At 42.3% G+C, this 18811-nt stretch carries 9 protein-coding genes and 2 pseudogenes; 3 read left to right on the top strand and 8 right to left on the bottom strand.

Features of this window, described 5'->3' with window-relative positions:
* Nucleotides 1-107: 107 nt before the first annotated feature.
* Together A3CS_RS0102300 and adhE are read left to right on the top strand one after the other, a co-directional pair.
* Nucleotides 108-2735, top strand: coding sequence for a TonB-dependent receptor domain-containing protein (locus A3CS_RS0102300; RefSeq protein ID WP_005588604.1), 2628 nt, complete (start codon nucleotides 108-110; stop codon nucleotides 2733-2735).
* Between the two features lie 349 nt (nucleotides 2736-3084).
* Nucleotides 3085-5706, top strand: coding sequence for a bifunctional acetaldehyde-CoA/alcohol dehydrogenase (adhE, locus tag A3CS_RS0102290; protein WP_005545638.1), 2622 nt, complete (start codon nucleotides 3085-3087; stop codon nucleotides 5704-5706).
* Nucleotides 5707-5788: 82 nt separating this feature from the next.
* On the opposite strand, the gene A3CS_RS0102285 is transcribed toward adhE, so the two are convergent.
* On the bottom strand, nucleotides 5789-6742 hold the full coding sequence (locus A3CS_RS0102285; protein WP_019518198.1) for an ABC transporter permease: 954 nt from the start codon (nucleotides 6740-6742) through the stop codon (nucleotides 5789-5791).
* Between the two features lie 50 nt (nucleotides 6743-6792).
* Nucleotides 6793-6879 (bottom strand): annotated as a pseudogene (locus tag A3CS_RS1000000112435) (ATP-binding cassette domain-containing protein); the annotation flags it as partial.
* On the opposite strand from A3CS_RS1000000112435, the pseudogene iolG reads away from it, so the two are divergent.
* Nucleotides 6872-7789 (top strand): annotated as a pseudogene (iolG, locus tag A3CS_RS0102275) (inositol 2-dehydrogenase); the annotation flags it as partial. The pseudogenes A3CS_RS1000000112435 and iolG sit on opposite strands and share 8 nt — an antisense overlap.
* A gap of 103 nt (nucleotides 7790-7892) precedes the next feature.
* On the opposite strand, the gene A3CS_RS0102270 reads toward iolG, so the two are convergent.
* From A3CS_RS0102270 to ltxA, 6 genes are all read right to left on the bottom strand, one after another.
* Nucleotides 7893-8405 (bottom strand): MltR family transcriptional regulator, encoded by a 513-nt coding sequence (locus A3CS_RS0102270; RefSeq protein WP_005537910.1) that lies wholly within the window; start codon nucleotides 8403-8405, stop codon nucleotides 7893-7895.
* A gap of 77 nt (nucleotides 8406-8482) precedes the next feature.
* Nucleotides 8483-9631, bottom strand: a complete 1149-nt coding sequence (locus A3CS_RS0102265) for a mannitol-1-phosphate 5-dehydrogenase (protein ID WP_005537916.1) — start codon at nucleotides 9629-9631, stop codon at nucleotides 8483-8485.
* 77 nt (nucleotides 9632-9708) lie between these two features.
* On the bottom strand, nucleotides 9709-11589 hold the full coding sequence (locus A3CS_RS0102260; RefSeq protein ID WP_005545617.1) for a PTS mannitol transporter subunit IICBA: 1881 nt from the start codon (nucleotides 11587-11589) through the stop codon (nucleotides 9709-9711).
* Nucleotides 11590-11999: 410 nt separating this feature from the next.
* A complete protein-coding gene (locus A3CS_RS0102255; protein ID WP_005545615.1) occupies nucleotides 12000-13433 on the bottom strand; it encodes an HlyD family type I secretion periplasmic adaptor subunit in 1434 nt (477 codons plus the stop codon).
* Nucleotides 13434-13447: 14 nt separating this feature from the next.
* Nucleotides 13448-15571, bottom strand: a complete 2124-nt coding sequence (locus tag A3CS_RS0102250; RefSeq protein WP_005588600.1) for a type I secretion system permease/ATPase — start codon at nucleotides 15569-15571, stop codon at nucleotides 13448-13450.
* Between the two features lie 68 nt (nucleotides 15572-15639).
* Nucleotides 15640-18807 carry an RTX family leukotoxin LtxA gene (ltxA, locus tag A3CS_RS0102245; RefSeq protein ID WP_005537925.1) on the bottom strand — a complete coding sequence of 1056 codons (3168 nt, stop codon included), beginning with the start codon at nucleotides 18805-18807 and terminating at the stop codon, nucleotides 15640-15642.
* Nucleotides 18808-18811 lie beyond the last annotated feature (4 nt).

Genomic DNA, 18811 nt, shown 5'->3' with positions numbered 1-18811 from the left:
AGATGAAAGTGCAGTTATTTCAATTAATTATGTTAATTTTCACAAAGTAATATAACTGCTAATCTAATACCGTCCCTAAAATTATAATTATATTTTAAAGGAGCAGTATGAATTTTAAATTTAAAAAATCTCAAAAAAGTGACAAACGCAACCCTACACTACTCTTTTTGACCACTTTGATCTGCACGTCACAAAGTATCGATGCTGCCCCTCAAACTACGGTTCTACCGGACATAGTAGTTACCGGGCAAAGTAAAACTTCATATGAGGATGAACTGGAAAGCTATCTAAAATCCGGTTCGTACTCATATCTCAATGATACAAAAATTCAACGTTTTCGCGGCTCATCAGTAGGTGATTTTTTAAGCGGAATTCCGGGCGTTATGGTCGGCAACAAACGAAACAGCGGCGCTATAACCCCTATAATTAGAGGTATAGCCAACGAAAACAGAATTCCTGTTTTGATCGATGATTCGCTTCAGTCTATCCCTTCGTGGCAAGGCTATGCAGGTTCAAGTACCCGAACATATCTGGATCCTGATCTTATCTCGCGCGTAGAAATAGAAAAAGGCCCGTCACTCAAAGCAGATGCTACCGGCGCCACAGGTGGTGTAGTGAGAATGAATACCGTAGGCTACAAAGACATAATCCCCGAAAATAAGAACTGGGGACTTCGCTTGCGGTTCGGTACGATGTCTAATACTACAGACAAACCGCCTCTTTATACACGCGGCGGATACCGCACTAAATGGATAGACGAATGTCGTACCAACCGTTCGGGTAAATGTCCGAAGCAAACCTACAACCCCAACGCGAAATACGCATCCAAAAATCCTTTTCAGAATTTAGGCAAAAGCTACAACTACTCGCTCGCATTTTCTAAAAAGTGGGAAAACGCCGACATTGTGTTGGCCTACGCCAAAAAGAAGCAGGGCAATTATTTCGTCGGACGCCATGGCGCCGTACCAGTGATAGAAGATATCGAATATAAAAATGAAGATGATTTTGAAGTACACAGAGACCCTACGAGAAAGGACAGATTCGGCAGACCTCTTGTGACTGAAGAAGATGTTAGGATCGGTAGGCTGAGATTTAAAGAGCAAAACGGTTATACCTACTTTCGTGGTGGCGAGGAAGTACTAAATACCAGCCAGGATAATAAGTCCTATCTGGCTAAGTTTAACACTTACAACGACACGCATGCTTTAAATTTGACCTACCGCGGCTATAGAAGCAAATTCGGCGAGCTGATGCCGTCCATTACGAGCTTTCGTGGAGACGGTGCGCTGCAGGGAGAAGGCACGGAAGTAAAGACCGATAGCTACAGCGCAAAATATATCTTCGATCCGACAAATCCATTTATCAAGCTAACTTTAAGCGGATATTACACTAAAAGTGACACTTCTAGCTTTACACCTTTCATCGAGGATCTGGTTGATTTCAGCTCTCGCCACGCGCACTTTACAATCTCCGAGCAGAAGGGACTAAATTTAAGCAACACCAGTGTAGCGCAAATTTTCGATAGACCACTAACGATAAACTACGGCATAAGTTACTCGCGCGAAAGAATTCATCCGCCTAAAGATATGGCTGCTAGAGTACGCGCAAAAGGCTATCCTGACAATGCTGTAGCACCGTTTTACATCAGAAACGCAAAGCGCAAAGAAAAAAGTGCCTTCATTTCGCTTAACTATCCAATCACGAACTGGCTTAAAATAGATCTAGGTCTGCGACACATCCGCACCGCAATTCATGATTTTCAGCCCAGAGTCGAAGATAAATTCGTACGCAAAAATATGCCCGATCCGAAGAATTCCGTCTGTGAACCGGTGCGCAACAACCCGTTTCAAAAAAGATGCCGGATTTATTCTTGGCCGCAACCTCCAAGCGTTAAGGCCACATCACCAATCGCGATGTTTACCTTCGAACCACATGAGAACGCGCAAATTTACATAAAATATGCCGAGGCTGTACGCTCAGCGAGTTTGTTTCAAGCATCACGCGGATTTAGCACACAAATAGTCGATTATCAAACCTACAAGTTAAAGCCTGAGAGACAAAAGAACTGGGAAATTGGCACAAATCTATTATTTGATGATATAGGCGGTGGAGATAATTTTTTAGGTTTTAAATTTGCTTATTTTAATAACTTCACGAAAGATTATCTCACCAGAACGAGTACGCAAGGCAGACTACAAACCGTCAATATTAGATCTGCCCTTTTTCGTGGGTATGAGACTTCGGCATATTTTGATATGAGAAGCTTCTATACACAGATAGGTATGACACACTATCTAAAAACGAAATTTTGCCGTAGGGACGATCAAGTCGGACGAATAAGAGATACACCGCAGTGCTTTGAGGGCGGTATCAGCGGAAGCAATCTCGCCAATACGTTGCCTCCTAAAACAACGATAACGACTACAGTCGGATTTAGATTCTGGGATGATAAACTTGAACTGGGTGCGCGCCACAATTACTACTCAAAACGCATAGTTTCGATATTTTCGCCAAACAATAATACCGGGGAGACAAATTCTGCCGAATGGAAGCCATATGCAATAGTCGATCTTTTCGCAAATTATAAAATTTCAAAGGATCTAACAATATCTGCAACGCTGGATAATCTAACTAACAGATATTATTTAGACGCGAACAATATGGGATTAAATCCTGCACCGGGCAGAACCTTGAGGTTAAACCTGGATTATAAATTTGGGTCTATATTTGATTAGCCTTAAATGCCACACTAGTGTTATAAGGTTATTAATTAATGCGTTTATGTCCTCAAAGTTAAATCTAAGTTTATATTCTTTCAAAAAATAACGGAAAAGATTTTTTATCGATTCCGTTATATTTCTCAATTTCTTTGGTTTGCAATGCGTTACCTTTATTTTTATATGACCAGCATAACCGCGCCAATCCAATCAACCCCAAATAAATAACGGTAGTCAAAGCAGTTTGTTTTTTGACCCAGATCAAACATTTCAGCTAATCACCAAAAAATGTGATTAAGATCACTTGTGCATACAATATAATTCTAAGTAGTTATATTTTAATTTTTAAACTTTAGGAGAAAACATTATGAGTAATGTTGAAAATGCAGTAAGTCCTGCACAAGCAGAAGTGAATGCTCTGGTTGAAAAAGGTTTGGTTGCGCTGGAAGAATTCCGCCAATTAAACCAAGAGCAGGTGAACTACATTGTGGCGAAAGCCTCTGTGGCGGCGCTGGATCAACATGGTGTGCTGGCAATGCACGCTTATGAAGAAACCGGGCGTGGCGTATTTGAGGATAAAGCGACCAAAAATTTATTCGCCTGTGAATATGTCGTGAACAATATGCGGCATTTAAAAACCGTCGGCGTAATAAGTGAAAATGATGAAACAGGCATCACCGAAATCGCCGATCCTGTGGGCGTCATCTGTGGGATCACCCCGACAACCAACCCGACATCCACCGCCATTTTCAAGTCCCTCATTGCGCTAAAAACCCGTAACCCAATCATTTTTGCCTTCCATCCCTCCGCCCAACAATCTTCCGCGCACGCCGCCCGCATTGTGTATGAAGCTGCTATTGCCGCCGGTGCGCCGAAAAATTGTATTCAATGGATCGAAAAACCATCTATGGAAGGCACATCCGCATTAATGAAACACCCGGGCATCGCCACCATCCTTGCCACCGGCGGGAACGCCATGGTAGAAGCTGCTTATTCCTGCGGCAAACCGGCATTGGGCGTCGGTGCAGGTAACGTGCCGGCTTATGTGGAAAAATCCGCCAACTTAAAACAAGCAGTGCACGACATCGTGATGTCTAAATCCTTCGATAACGGCATGGTGTGCGCCTCCGAACAGGCGGCCATCGTCGATGAAGAAATCTATAACGATTTTGTAAAAGAAATGCTTTCTTACGGCGTTTATATGGTGAACAAGAAAGAAAAAGCCATGCTGGAAGAATTCATGTTCGGCACAAAAGCCAACAGCAAGAACTGTGGCGGCGCGAAACTGAATGCCAATGTGGTGGGTAAACCTGCCGCCTGGATTGCGGAACAGGCGGGCTTCAAAGTGCCACCGCGAACCAATATTCTGCTTGCCGAATGTAAAGAAGTGGGCGAAAAAGAGCCGCTAACCCGTGAAAAACTTTCTCCGGTACTGGCTTTAATTAAATCTACCTCCCGTGAAGACGGTCTTGAAAAAGCGGAACAAATGGTGGAATTCCATGGTTTGGGTCACTCCGCCGCCATTCACACCTCCGATGCGGAGCTTGCCAAAGAATTTGGTAAACGGGTGAAAGCCATTCGCGTTATCTGGAACTCGCCTTCCACCTTCGGCGGTATCGGTGATGTGTATAACGCCTTCCTGCCTTCCCTCACGTTAGGTTGTGGTTCTTATGGTAAAAATTCCGTGGGCAACAACGTAAGTGCGGTCAATTTAATTAACATTAAACGAGTAGGCAGACGGAGAAACAATATGCAATGGTTTAAAGTGCCGTCAAAAATCTATTTTGAACGGGATTCAATTCAATATCTTCAATCCATGGGCGGCATGGAACGCGTGGTCATCGTCACCGACCGTACCATGGTGGACTTAGGTTTCGTAGAAAAAATCGCCCACCAAATTACGGCTCGTGGCAATCACGTAACCTACCAATTATTTGCCGATGTAGAACCGGATCCGTCCATTGAAACCGTACGCCGTGGTACGGAGTTAATCCGTAACTACAAACCGGATACCATTATCGCTCTGGGTGGTGGTTCGGCAATGGATGCGGCAAAAGTGATGTGGTTATTCTATGAACAACCAGAAGTGGATTTCCGCGATTTGGTACAGAAATTCATGGATATACGTAAACGCGCGTTTAAATTCCCGCAACTAGGTCGTAAAGCCAGATTTATCGGTATTCCGACAACATCCGGTACCGGTTCTGAAGTGACACCGTTTGCGGTTATCACCGAAGGTAATAAAAAGTACCCGATTGCCGACTACTCGCTTACCCCGACCGTCGCCATTGTGGATCCGGCATTAGTGATCACTGTACCGGCACATGTCGCCGCCGACACCGGCTTGGACGTATTAACCCACGCCACCGAAGCTTATGTATCCATTCTTGCCAGCGACTTCACCGATGGTCTTGCCTTGCAAGCCATTAAACTGGTGTTTGAGTTCCTGGAAAAATCTGTGACCGAAAAAGATCAGGAAGCGCGCGAAAGAATGCATAACGCCTCCACCATGGCAGGTATGGCATTCGCCAATGCGTTTTTAGGGATGAACCACTCCCTTGCCCACAAAATCGGCGGTCGCTTCCATACACCACACGGACGCACCAACGCGATTTTAATGCCGCACGTGATTCGTTATAACGGTACCTGCCCGGAAAAAACCGCTACGTGGCCGAAATATAATTACTACAAAGCAGATGTAAAATACCAAGACATCGCCCGTATGCTCGGCTTGCCTTGCAGCACACCGGAAGAAGGCGTGCGTTCTTACGCACAAGCCTGCTACGATTTAGCTGTGCGTTGTGGCATTAAGATGTCTTTCAAAGAACAAGGCTTGGATGAAAAAGCGTGGATGGATGCCCGTCGTGATGTGGCACTGCTCGCCTTTGAAGACCAATGTTCCCCGGCAAACCCTCGTTTACCGATGGTTACCGATATGGAAGACATCCTCACCCGCGCTTATTTTGGTTATGATCCAAAGGATTATTAATTCACCGTTGTGAGTTCCACAAAAAAGCCTAGAAATATTTTCTAGGCTTTTCTTTTTTCCAGTAAAAGTGCGGTCAAAAAAATTATCCTTTTTTACGACGTTTTAAGGTATCAAGTAATACGGCGACAACGATAATCGCCCCTTTAACAATTTGTTGCCAATAAGGGTCAACGCCGAGCATATTTAATCCTTTATTGGTTGTACCGATAATCAATGCGCCGATAACGCACATTGGGATCGTACCGAAACCACCACTTAAGGAAACCCCGCCGATAACGGCTGCCACAATGGCATCAAGCTCCCACGCCAAGCCATAAGACGGGTTACCTGCATAAGTACGCGCCGCCAACAATGCGCCGGCTAAACCGGATAGCGCTCCGCCAAGGATATAAACCCAGATTAAAGTTCGATTGGTGTTAATACCACAAATTTTAGCTGCATTTAAGTTTCCGCCAACAGCATAAACATGGCGACCGAATGTTGAACGGCTGAGTAAAATATGGCTGACGATCACAATTAAAATGTATAACAGTACCAATCCCGGCAACCCTAAAATATTGACATCGGCAATCCAGGTAAAGGCTTCGGAAGAAGCGTCAATCGGACGACCATCAGAATAAAGTTGCGCTGCACCACGTGCAATAATCATCATCCCCAATGTGGCGATAAACGGCGGAATGCTGCCAATTGCCGTAAGCCCACCGTTAATTAACCCCAATCCGGCACCAATTAAAATAGACACTGCAAAAGCCAGTAATGCGGCAGAAAAAGTATCGCCGCCCGTTACCACTGACGCGGAAACTACAGCAGTTAATGCGACCACTGAGCCTGATGACAAATCAATACCGGTAGTAATAATGATAAATGTCACCCCAATGGCAATAATACCGAACATAGAGACTTGTTCAACAATACTCCACACTGTTCTTGCTGAGAAAAAACCATCAATTGAAACAGATAAGCCCAAAAAGAGAAGAATTAAAATTAGGACCATTCCATAAGCATTGATAATTTTCTTCAATGTCACGTTTTCCATAATAAACCTCTCATTTTCTAATTAAAAACCGACCCTGATAAATAAAAAAATTAGCCTGAAGCCAATTCAAGAATGCGTTCTTGTGTCAGATCCGTATGAGGAATAATACCCACTTGATATCCTTCATGCATTTCCGATGTGCGCGTCACCGATGAGCTTAAACAATGGACGAAAGGCATGGGCATTCCGCACGTTTATGAAGACTACAAACACATTCTGCAGGATCCTGAAATTGATGCTGTGTTGGTTTGTTCTTCCACCAACACCCACGCACCGATTTCCATTGAAGCCGCTCGTGCCGGCAAACACATTTTCTGTGAAAAACCGGTGGACGCCGATGTGAATCGAATTAAAGAAGTCTTAGCCGAAGTGGAAAAAGCGGGCGTGAAATTCCAGGTAGGATTCAACCGTCGTTTTGACCACAACTTTAAAGCTATCAAGACCCGCGTGGAAAACGGCGACATCGGTGAACCGCACTTAATCCGCGTTACCTCACGCGACCCTGACGCACCGCCGATTGAATACGTTAAAGTATCCGGCGGGATGTTCTTTGACATGACCATTCACGATTTCGACATGATCCGTTATTTATCCGGCAGCGAAGTGGTGGAAGTGTACGCGGCGGGCGGCGTGCTGGTGAATCCTGAAATCGGCAAAGCCGGCGATATTGACATCGCCGTCATCACCTTAAAACTGGCGAATGGCGCAATCGGTGTGATCGACAACAGCCGCAAAGCGGTTTACGGCTACGACCAACGGGCGGAAGTGTTCGGCTCGAAAGGCGTGATACAAACCCGCAATGATACCGATTCCACCGCCGTGTATTCCTGTGAAGCGGGCGTGATTGCCGAAAAACCGAAATATTTCTTCCTAGAACGCTATATGCAATCTTTCGCCGATGAAATGGCGTGCTTTGTGGATTCCGTAGTAAACGACAAACCGACTTTAGTCAACGGCAACGACGGCTTGCAACCTGTGCTGATCGCGTTGGCGGCAAAACGTTCTCTTGATGAAGGACGCCCGGTGAAACTGGCGGAAATCGCCTAAAGCATTTTCTGATGCTAAAAAAGACCTGAAACCGATTCAGGTCTTTTGTTTTTCGGTGATTAGAAAACACTTGAATTTTTGACCGCACTTTTGCCCCTAAAACCTACAACGGGCTTTCCACTTGCAGGCGTTCGCAAATATCGGTAATGGTGAGAATGAGGCTGGAGCGGATAACTTTTTCTTTACGCTGACGTTTAATTTGGTAAAGCAAAGAATCCTGATTTTCGGTTTCAGGCGGAAAATCAAGGAGCTGTTTATCTTCCAATAAATGTAAATGGCGGGCGAAATCCAAAATAATATCATCGGAAAAATCATAGTCTTTTTCGTCGTTATTTAAGGTTTCCTTTAACCCGATAAAATGAAGAATGTCGGCAAACACCGGCTGTTCCACAATGCCTAAACCCAGCAGCACTTTTAAGCGAATGCTTAAATCGGAAAGCGGGCCGGAGGTTTCAAACAGGGAATCCACCACGGATTTCACGACGAAATCCGTTTTACGAAAAACACGGTTAATCAATTCATCTACAGCTTCATCAAAAATCACAACGGAGACGGTGATGAAACCGCGGAGAGACATTGCGCCATTTAATTTTTCATAAGCCTGATCAATCGACATCTGAAAATCCTTTTAAAAACCCATTGTCTTAAATTTCACAAAACAGCGAGGGCGAATATTCATTCGCCCTACTTCGCTTAAATCGCCTGATAAGCCTCTACGATACGTTCAATCACGGCATCGTCCTGCAACTCGGCATATTTACGCACGGTTTCTGCGACGCCGTTTTCGGCAAGCGATTCCGCCAATTCCAAGGCTTGCGGATCCTGTTCGTTGCGATACGCTAAGGCAGCGGCAATGGCATTGACCAAATGCTGATTCGGCAAGCCGTATTCCAATGTGCCGCGCAACGGTTTGATTAAGCGGTCGTTATAGCTTAATTTGCGCAAAGGCTCGCGCCCCACACGATCCACGTCATCCACCAGGAACGGGTTCGCAAAGCGTTTTAAGATTTTTTCAATATACGCCGCGTGCGCCTGCGGAGCAAAACCGTAACGTTTAATCAGCACCGCGCCGCTTTCCTGCATGGTAGCTTTCACGTCCGCTTTAATGGCTTCGTCTTCAATGCTTTCTTTTACGAAGCGATAGCCTTTTAGCTTGCCTAAGTAAGACGTGGTGGCGTGTCCGGTGTTCAGGGTGAACAATTTGCGTTCCACAAATGCCATCAGATTATCGGTTTTTTCCATGCCGCGAATTGCCGGGATTTGCCCTTTAAACTGAGTTTCATCTACGATCCATTCGCTGAATTCTTCCACGGTAACCAATAAAGGATCGCTTTCATCCGCTTGCACCGGCGGCACGATACGATCCACGGCAGAATCCACGAAACCGACCAATTCTTCCGCTTTGGCTTTTTGTTCCGGCGTTAAGTGGGCGAAAACCTGCTCTTTTAAGAAAGTTGTGCCGCGCACCATATTTTCGCAAGCGATAATATTTAACGGCGTGTTGTTACCGGCGGCAAAACGGGCTACCAAGCCTTTTGCAATTGTGCCGGCGATAATTTTCAGCACATTCGGTCCTACGGCGGTGGTGACTAAATCCACCGTTTTGAATAACTCAATCACGGCATTTTCATCTTTAAAATTAATACCGGTAACGTTAGTGACTTCTTCCACCGTATTCACACTGTCGCCGACGATTTTGACATGATAGGACTGTTGCGTTTTCAGCAGGTCAATCACCTTATCATTCACATCGGCAAAAATCACTTCAACACCGCTGTCCGCCAACAATTTTCCGATAAATCCGCGACCGATATTGCCCGCACCGAAATGTAATGCTTTCATGTTATTTATCCTTTAAGTAAGGCGACATACCGCATTGCCTGTCGCCTGTAAAAACACGTTTAAAACCAACCGCACTTTTAGGCTTTGAGTAGCGCCAACACTTTTTCTACGTCATTGGTGGTGGTTAATAATTCAATGGCTTCGTCGCTGTCCAAGGCGTTGGTAATCGCCGATACCACTTGAATATGCTCATTATTTTTCGCCGCAATCCCCACCACTAATTTGGCAATGCCGTCCTCTTCGCCGGTGAAGCGCACGCCTTCCGGATATTGACACACCACGATACCGGTTTTCAGCACCGCATCTTTCGCTTCAATAGTACCATGCGGCACGGCAACGCCTTCGCCAAGATAAGTGGATACCAGTTTTTCACGCTCAAACATGGCATCGACATAACTCGGTTCAACAAAACCCGCTTTGACTAATTGCTCACCGGCAAAACGAATGGCATCTTCTTTGTTATCGGCTTTTAAGCCTAAGAAAATTTGTTCCGGCGTTAACGTGAATTTCGTACCGTTCACTTCCACCACATCTTCTTGCGCCTGTGCCGCTTCCGGTTTCGGTTGCGCCGTTAATTGCTCTTTCAAATCCTGCACCAAGCTGTCGTAGAATTTGTTATCCAGGAAGTTGGTTAAGGATAAGTGCATGGCGTTCGGCACTTGTTTTTTCGCACGCAAGGTTAAATCCTGGTGAGTGATGACCAAACGAGCATCCTCCGGCAAATCGTTAATCGCTACGTTAGTGACATCCAACGGCAAGCCCGCGTCTTTCACTTTTTTGCGTAACATACTCGCGCCCATGGCACTGGAACCCATGCCCGCATCGCAAGACACATAGATTTTGGTTAAGCCTTTATAATCGGTCACTACACCTTGATTGAGGTTACCGGATTTCATGGCTTTAGACGCCGCTTGCATTTCTTCCAAATTGGTAGATTCTTCTTTTTGGATTTTCAGGAAGAAGGCGGACAAGGTGAAGGAAACCGCACAAGCCACTACTACGGAACTGATCACGCCCACTAAGGATGCTTTCGGTGTCATAAGCAACACCGCAATGATGGATCCCGGAGATGCCGGTGACACTAAGCCTGCATTAAATAAAGTCAACGTAAACACGCCGGACATCCCGCCGGCAATGACGGCAAGCAACAAGCGCGGATTCATTAACACATAAGGGAAATAGATTTCGTGAATACCGCCGAGGAAGTGAATCACCGCCGCACCGCCTGCGGTTTGTTTGGCAGATCCTTTACCGAAGAAAATATAGGCTAACAGCACACCCAAGCCCGGGCCCGGATTCGCTTCGATTAAGAAGAAAATAGACTGACCGAATTCTTGTGATTGTTGAATACCCAGCGGTGAGAAAATACCGTGGTTAATGGCGTTGTTTAAGAATAAGATCTTCGCCGGTTCAACGAAAATGGAGGTTAATGGCAACAAGTTGTTATCAACCAACACTTCTACGCCTGCCGCCAACACTTCGGTTAAGGATTTCACCACCGGACCGACCACAAAGAAGAACAAAATCGCCAGAATCATCCCGATAATGCCGGAAGAGAAGTTGTTGACCAACATCTCAAAACCGCTTTTGATTTTACCGTGCGCCCATTTATCAAAGGATTTAATCGCCCAACCGCCTGTCGGACCGGCAATCATCGCCCCCAAGAACATCGGAATATCAGTCCCGATAATCACCCCTGCCGTGGTAATCGCACCGACTACCGCGCCACGATCGCCGCCGATTAATTTACCGCCCGTATAACCGATTAATAACGGCAGTAAATACGTAATCATCGGGCCGACTAGTTTGGCCAAGGTTTCATTTGGCAACCAACCGGTCGGGATAAATAATGCCGTAATAAAACCCCAGGCAATAAACGCGCCGATATTCGGCATCACCATATTAGATAAAAAGCGTCCGAAGCTTTGAATCTTCACTTTTGCATTTGCTGATAACATAATTGTCTCCGTCACAGGTTTAAAGTGCGGTCAAAATAGCACAAGGAAATTTTTGTCAGAAACTTTTTTCGGCGTAAATGTGAACTGCATCACAATATTTTTTAACCAACAATTTTTAAAAATGTGATAAAGATCACAGTTTTTAATTCAAGAAGACAATTATGTGATTTAGATCACATTTTAATCCCAATAAAGCAGGATAAAAAACACCGGGTAAATCCACCGCACTTTTGCACTAAAAAACTACAACAGGCTTTTGGCTTGCAGACGTTAGCAAAGATTGGTAATGCGCTTTCAATTATAAATCCATCATCAAGTCACAGTTTTATACTGTTCTAACCAAATCTATTTTCAATTTAGACTTTTGATGCATTGTGGAAAACCGGAATGTTATATTCTATCTTTTATAATTAACGTTCTCTTAAACTTTTATCAATAGATTCTTCTAATGGGCTAAGTAGATAGCTTATAACGCTTCTCATGCCTGTCTTAATTTCTGCAGTAATTTCCATCCCTGCGGAAAGTGGGATTTCTTTTTCTTCGGCAGAAAGTGTTTTTTTATCCAGTTCAATAATCGTATTAAATACAAGTCCAAGCTTTGGATGTTCAATCGCATCTAAAGTAATATTTTTCACTTTTCCCGTTAAATAACCATAACGGGTATAGGGGAAGGCTTCGACCTTAATTACAACCTCTTGCCCTTCTTTCACAAAACCAATATCTTTATTTTGAATAAGTGCGGTGACTTCAAGGGAATCTTCTTCCGGCACAACTACCATTAATGTTTCAGCCGTAGTAACAACGCCATCTATTGTGTGAACTTTTAATTGTTGTACAGTACCTGATACAGGAGCTCGAATTTCAGAGACTTGCTGGCGTTGATTGTTTTTGTCTAGTTCGAATGTCAATAAATTCACATTATCCGTCGCCTGTTTTAGCTTGTCTAAAATATCATTTTTGAACAATTGTGTGACTAATTCCTGCTCTTCCTTGGCCAATAAAACTTCGTTTTCAACTTGCATTAAACTCGCCTTATATACCTCAAGCTCATTGATTGCATCCTGATATTTATTCTCTTCATCTAAAACTGTATGTTTTGCAATAGCATGTTCCTTATATAAGGCTCTAAAATCATCCAATCGGACTTGCTCTGTATTAATCAGACCTTCATATTTTTTTATTCGTGCCAAATAACTGAGTTTTTCCGCTTCTTTTTTATTAAGATTCAAGGTTTTCTGATGGCGTTGTTTTTGCCAAGTAGAGAATTGTTCTTCAATCAGTAAAGTCACTCTTTTTTGATCGTTTTCCGTCATAAAAGGCAAATCAATTTTAGAAAAATCTAATATTGGTAATTGATCTTTTTCAACAGCTTCCAATAAAGATTTATAACGAAATTCCTCCAGTTTAGCCTGAGAAAGCGATGTCTTCGTTTTTAACGTATCCGCTTCGGCACCAAGTGCGGTCAGTTTTAACAATAGTTCACCCTTTTTCACGTATTCGCCCTCTTTCACAAAAATATCTTTAACCAATGAGTTTTCAATCGGTTTAATTTCTTTGCTTCTCCCGCTTAGTGCGAATTTTCCTGAAGCCGTTGCGATAATTTCCACATTGCTAAAAATAGAAACAATAATCGCTAAAGTTAAAAAGAGCATAATGGAATAAGACACGAATCGTGGTGCATTTGATACAGGTGTTTCAATTAATTCCAAATGCGCGGGCAGAAATTCATTTTCATCTTTTTCTCTAACCGGAGAATCAAGCTGTTTACGAATTTTCCAAGTTTCATTCCACACGTTTTTATAACGGGAAAGCACATCATACAATGCCAAAAGCCAAGTTTTCATTATCGTTCGTTCCTTTAATTTACTTGTAATTGGTGTAAATAAGAGTAAAAACCTTTTTCATCTTTCAGTAATTCTTGATGCTTGCCTTGTTCGATGATTTCACCTTTGTCCATCACAATAATGCGATCAGCATTTTTTACAGTAGAAAGGCGGTGAGCAATGATAAGCACAGTACGATTTTGGCAAATTTTATGCATATTATGCATAATGATATTTTCAGATTCGTAATCAAGTGCACTGGTTGCTTCATCAAAAATCAAAATCCTTGGGTTATTGACTAGTGCCCTTGCTATCGCGATCCGTTGACGTTGTCCTCCGGACAGACCGGCTCCCTGTTCCCCCACAACCGTGTTATAACCTTCTCTTAATTCAGAAATAAAATCATGCGCTCCCGCAAGTTTTGCCGCGGCAATAACCTTTTCCATTGGCATTCCCGGATTGGTTAACGCAATATTCTCTCTGATACTTCGATTAAGCAACACATTATCTTGCAAGACGACACCGACTTGCCGGCGCAACCAGTTTGGATCGGCTAGCGCCAAATCGTGACCGTCAATTAAGACCTGCCCCTGCTCCGGAATATAAAAACGTTGGATGAGTTTAGTAAGCGTACTTTTTCCCGAACCTGAACGACCAACAATACCAATCACTTCTCCCTGGCTGATATCTAAGTTAATATTGTTTAAAATCATAGGGGAATCCGGTTTATAGCGGAACTTAATATTTCTAAAACTAATCTCACCCTGGATTTCTGGTAATGATACTGAGGCGGTATTATTCTCTGTAGGCGAATTAAGCACGTCACCTAAGCGAGTAACAGAAATACCGACCTGTTGGAAATCTTGCCAGATCTGGGCTAAACGAATCACAGGGCTAATAATTTGCCCCGCAAGCATATTAAATGCAATTAGCTGACCAATACTTAAATCACCGGAAATAACTAAATGTGCGCCAAGCCATAGGTTGATCACCATAACGGCTTTCTGGATCAGTTGGATACCTTGCTGTCCGATCGTTGCAAGTACAGTCACTTTAAAACTCGCAGCAACATAACTCGCTAACTGTTTATCCCAAATGTTAGTCATTTGAGGAGAAATAGCCATCGCTTTAATTGTATTAATGGCAGTCACTGATTCAACAAGAAAAGACTGATTGTCGGCATTTCTTGCGAACTTATCATCAAGCCGTCTCCTAAGAATAGGACTAATAAAAACAGACCAAATGACATAACAAGGTAAAGAACCGAGTACAACTAATGTTAATTTTGGGCTGTAATACCACATAACGGCGAAGAAAATAAAAGAGAATAACAAGTCTAAAATAGAGGTAAGTGCCTGCCCTGTTAAGAAATTCCGAATTTGATCTAATTCACGAACACGAGCCACCGTATCCCCAACCCGACGAGCTTCAAAATAAGAAATCGGTAAAGCTAATAAGTGACGAAAAAGTCTTGCTCCCAGTTCGACATCAATACGACTTGTGCTATGAGCAAACACATAGGTTCTCAGCCCCCCCAAGACTATTTCAAATAAGACTACAATAGCAAGAGCCACTGTAATCACATTCAATGTTGAAAATCCACGGTGAACCAAGACCTTATCCATCACGACTTGAAAAAATAGCGGTGTAATCAGTGCAAAAATTTGCAAAAATATAGAAACGATTAACGTTTCTATAAAAATTCTGCGGTATTTAATTACAGCAGGAATAAACCAGGTAAAATCGAATTTTGCTAAATTTCCTACAATAGATGCGCGTGACGCAACTAAAATCACCTTGCTTTGATAACGTTCTTCAAATTCATTTTTGTCTAAAACAATAGGATTTTTTTGCATTAGATCAAAAATGAGGTAACGATCGGTTTCTTGATCTATTTTCAATAAAATAAAGTGGTCACCATCATCACGCCAAGCCAATACCGGTAAATGTAAAAAAGGTAATCTATCAATTGTTTTGTTCGTAGTTCTTACTTTTAATCCAAGTGATCTTGCTGCAAGCAACCATTTAGTTTGGTTCAGCCCATGCCCATCTATATCAAATTTATGTTTTATTTCTTCAGGGTTAATTGAAATATTATGATATTGAGCCAGTACTTCCAATGCCTGAAGGGCAAGATTAGTATTTTTCTGTGAGTCCATTACATATCCTGAAAAACAGTGATTCCACACATACAAATATGCGGAATCACTAAAAAGCCAATAACTCATTAAGCAGTAGTTGCTAACGAATTTGCGTAAGAGTTAAAGTTATTATTGGTCTGCAATGGCGAAGCGGATAACGCTTTACCGGATGAACCAAAACCACTGGTTGCTGAAATCATACGACTAATATCATTTGACAAACCAGACTTTTGTGTAAGCATACTTGACGAACGAGAAGAAGACATAAGGCTACTTGACTTACCTTTATTCTTAATAAGCCCGGCAAGCTCTTGAGGTGAAATTGTCTTTTTATTCCCACTTTTATCAAGAAGATTATCAATGTCTTGCGAAGTAATCCGCTCCCCATCTTTACCGATAATTTCTTCAACTTTATTATTGAGTGATTTGTCGACTTTACCTCGCTGTAACTCAAATTGTCTCTTAAGTCGTGCACGATCCTTTTCAGGTGCGTATTCAAGAAGTTTTCTTTGATACTCATTTAACCCCGCCGACGAATTAGGTTTATTAAACCATCCTTTAAATGTTACTGCTGTTCTATTATTTGTTTTCAATAGTAGATCATTGCCGTTACGTTCAAATGACACCTCTTTGAGGTTGATATTTGCTAATGATAATTTATCTTTATCACCGCTATGTTCCGTAATAGTGTGGTGGCCATATTCCTTACGGTAAACATAAATATCATTTCCTTCTCCACCGGCAAGTTGATCATCACCTTTTCCGCCATCAAGCAAGTCATCTCCTTGGTTTCCAAATAATTTATCATTGCCACTTCCACCTCTTAGAATATCGGAACCATTCCCCCCTTCTAAATGGTCGTCGCCTTCACCACCGTCTAGATAGTTGTTACCATATTCACCAAAGAGCCTGTCATTGCCGGCGCCACCATAAAGTTTGTCGTTGCCTTTTCCTCCATGGATCTCATCATTACCATTATCTCCATATAAGCGGTCATCACCATCATAACCATAAATCACATCATCACCATCGTGACCATGGAAAACATCATTAAATCTAGAACCATAAAAATGATCCCGTAATTTACTGCCGATAATTTCCTCTACTGAGTTTAATTCATCATGAGCTTTAAAGCCCTTATTCGTATAATAGTAATCTAATTTATAGTTACGATATTCAAGTAGATCGGTAACCTTTCCTCGTTTAGTTTCTTGCTTTGATACGGTTTCCTGCAAGACTTGAGTACCGCTAAGATCTCTTTCAACCTTATATTGTCCGGCTTTAGTAGCATTACGACCGTCGATTGTTAATGCACCGGTGCGACCTTTACTATAGTCCACCACATCATAACCGTCTCCAGCATTAACTATTGTTGAACCGGATCCGACAAAAACATAATCATCTTTAGCACCCAAATTAGCAATTAATCTTGCTTCTAGAACTTTATTATCACGTGTAACGGCATGTTGAATTAAGTTAGAAAAATCATATACACCATTAGAATTAGGAACACCTTTTACCTTCCAATCGGTACGTCCTTTTACTTTTAATTCAGTAATAAATTCATATTTACCTGACTGACGTGTTTTCCGTTCTTCCTTACCTGCGGTTAACAACGGATTTAAAAAAGTTAGAGTGGTAGAACCTTTTATACCCGAAAGATCAATATTACCTTTGATTGGATCTAAAATCTGTTTAGTGAATTTATCGCTATGCTTTGCAAGCTCCTCACCCTTTTTCAAATAATCCACATAAGCTTTACCACTTTGAATACGATCTCCATTACGAGTGATACCTGCTAATTCACCAATGCGCTGATCCCAACCTTGTTGAGTGATAGATAATATATTTTCGGTTTTATATTTTTCACGTAACTCATTAAATAATTTTAGTGAATCTTCCAAGAAGGCAGAATGACGGGCATCATAGCCATTTTCAAAGTAATTCTTACCGTACTTATTCTCCCATGCTTTAATTTTATCGGCGAGCTGATTCGCGATATGTTCAAAAACGGCTTGTTTAGAAGCATCAAGAATTCCTGAAATTAAGCTGGTAATCGCACTCACTAACAAACCGATTGGCGCACCAACTAAAGAACCGGCGGAGGCTGCACCAACCCCTGCTGCAATAGCACTTAATACAGTGTTAATCGTTGTAATCGCAGCATCTGCGATCCCTGTATTTTTGTAGAATTGACCAAGTAAACTATCGCCGTTATAACCAAATTTCTTAAAGCGTTTCGAGTATTCCTCAAGCATTCTCGCACGATCAAATTGTTTCGCAATACCTAGGAAAGACAAAGGGCTGATTGCCAAGCTGACCACAGAGGCAATTAACCCTGCGACAGGTCCCGTAGTAGAAAGCCCCGCTGCAGCACGTTGAGCAATCAAGTATTGTGTGATCGCTTTACCGATGTTACCTAGCACTTTATTTGTCAATTCAGCTGCAGCCGCTGCTTTCGTTGCAGTATCAGCATCTTTATTTGCAAGTAATAGAGCCGCTGATATAGCCGACAATACACCGGATAATGCACCTAAACCTTTTCCAAGATTACCTAACTTAGGTAAATTCTTTAATTTATCTCCAAAACTACCAAAATGTTTTACTTGTCCTAGTGCTTCACCTAACTTATTAAGTTGTTTAGAAAAAGTATCTACATTATTTGTAATGCTAGAAATAGTACCAATCAATTCATTAATCAGGTTAAGACTGGCTTTTGCTAGCTGTACATCTGTTACATTTTTACCATTTTGACGGGCTTTAATTAAGGCATCTAAATCCATGCCCGAAAATGCGGTGTTCAAAAACGCTTGTAACGTACCAAGAACACTCTGAACCTTATCTATCGCTTTTGTCAAATTTCCAGTACTACCCACAGAATTACTTAAATGTTTATTACCTTGAATCCATTTATCTAATTCCGGAGCAAATAAAGTTAAACCTCGTTCGGTAAGACCAAGTAATTTTTTCCCAGTATTTAAAATACCATTAGTTAATGCCGGGCCGTCTTTCCCTTCATGATATACTTCAATCCCTAACTTCTGTGCTGCTTTTATAAGCGCAGTAAGACCATTTCCTTTTTTGTAATTCTTAGGGATATATAAAGTTAATTTCTTACCTGTCTTCCCTAATTTATCTAACGCCTTTTGCAATTGTTCTTTTGCAGCATCAATATTTTCCTTAGCTCTATCTGCAACTGAATTTGCAAACTGTGCAGCTTGCTGTTTTGTATTTAGCAGTGTAGTAGTTGCCATAATC

Source organism: Aggregatibacter actinomycetemcomitans DSM 8324 (assembly GCF_000372365.1).
GTDB classification, from domain to species: domain Bacteria; phylum Pseudomonadota; class Gammaproteobacteria; order Enterobacterales; family Pasteurellaceae; genus Aggregatibacter; species Aggregatibacter actinomycetemcomitans.
This window is presented reverse-complemented; position numbering and strand designations above follow the sequence as displayed.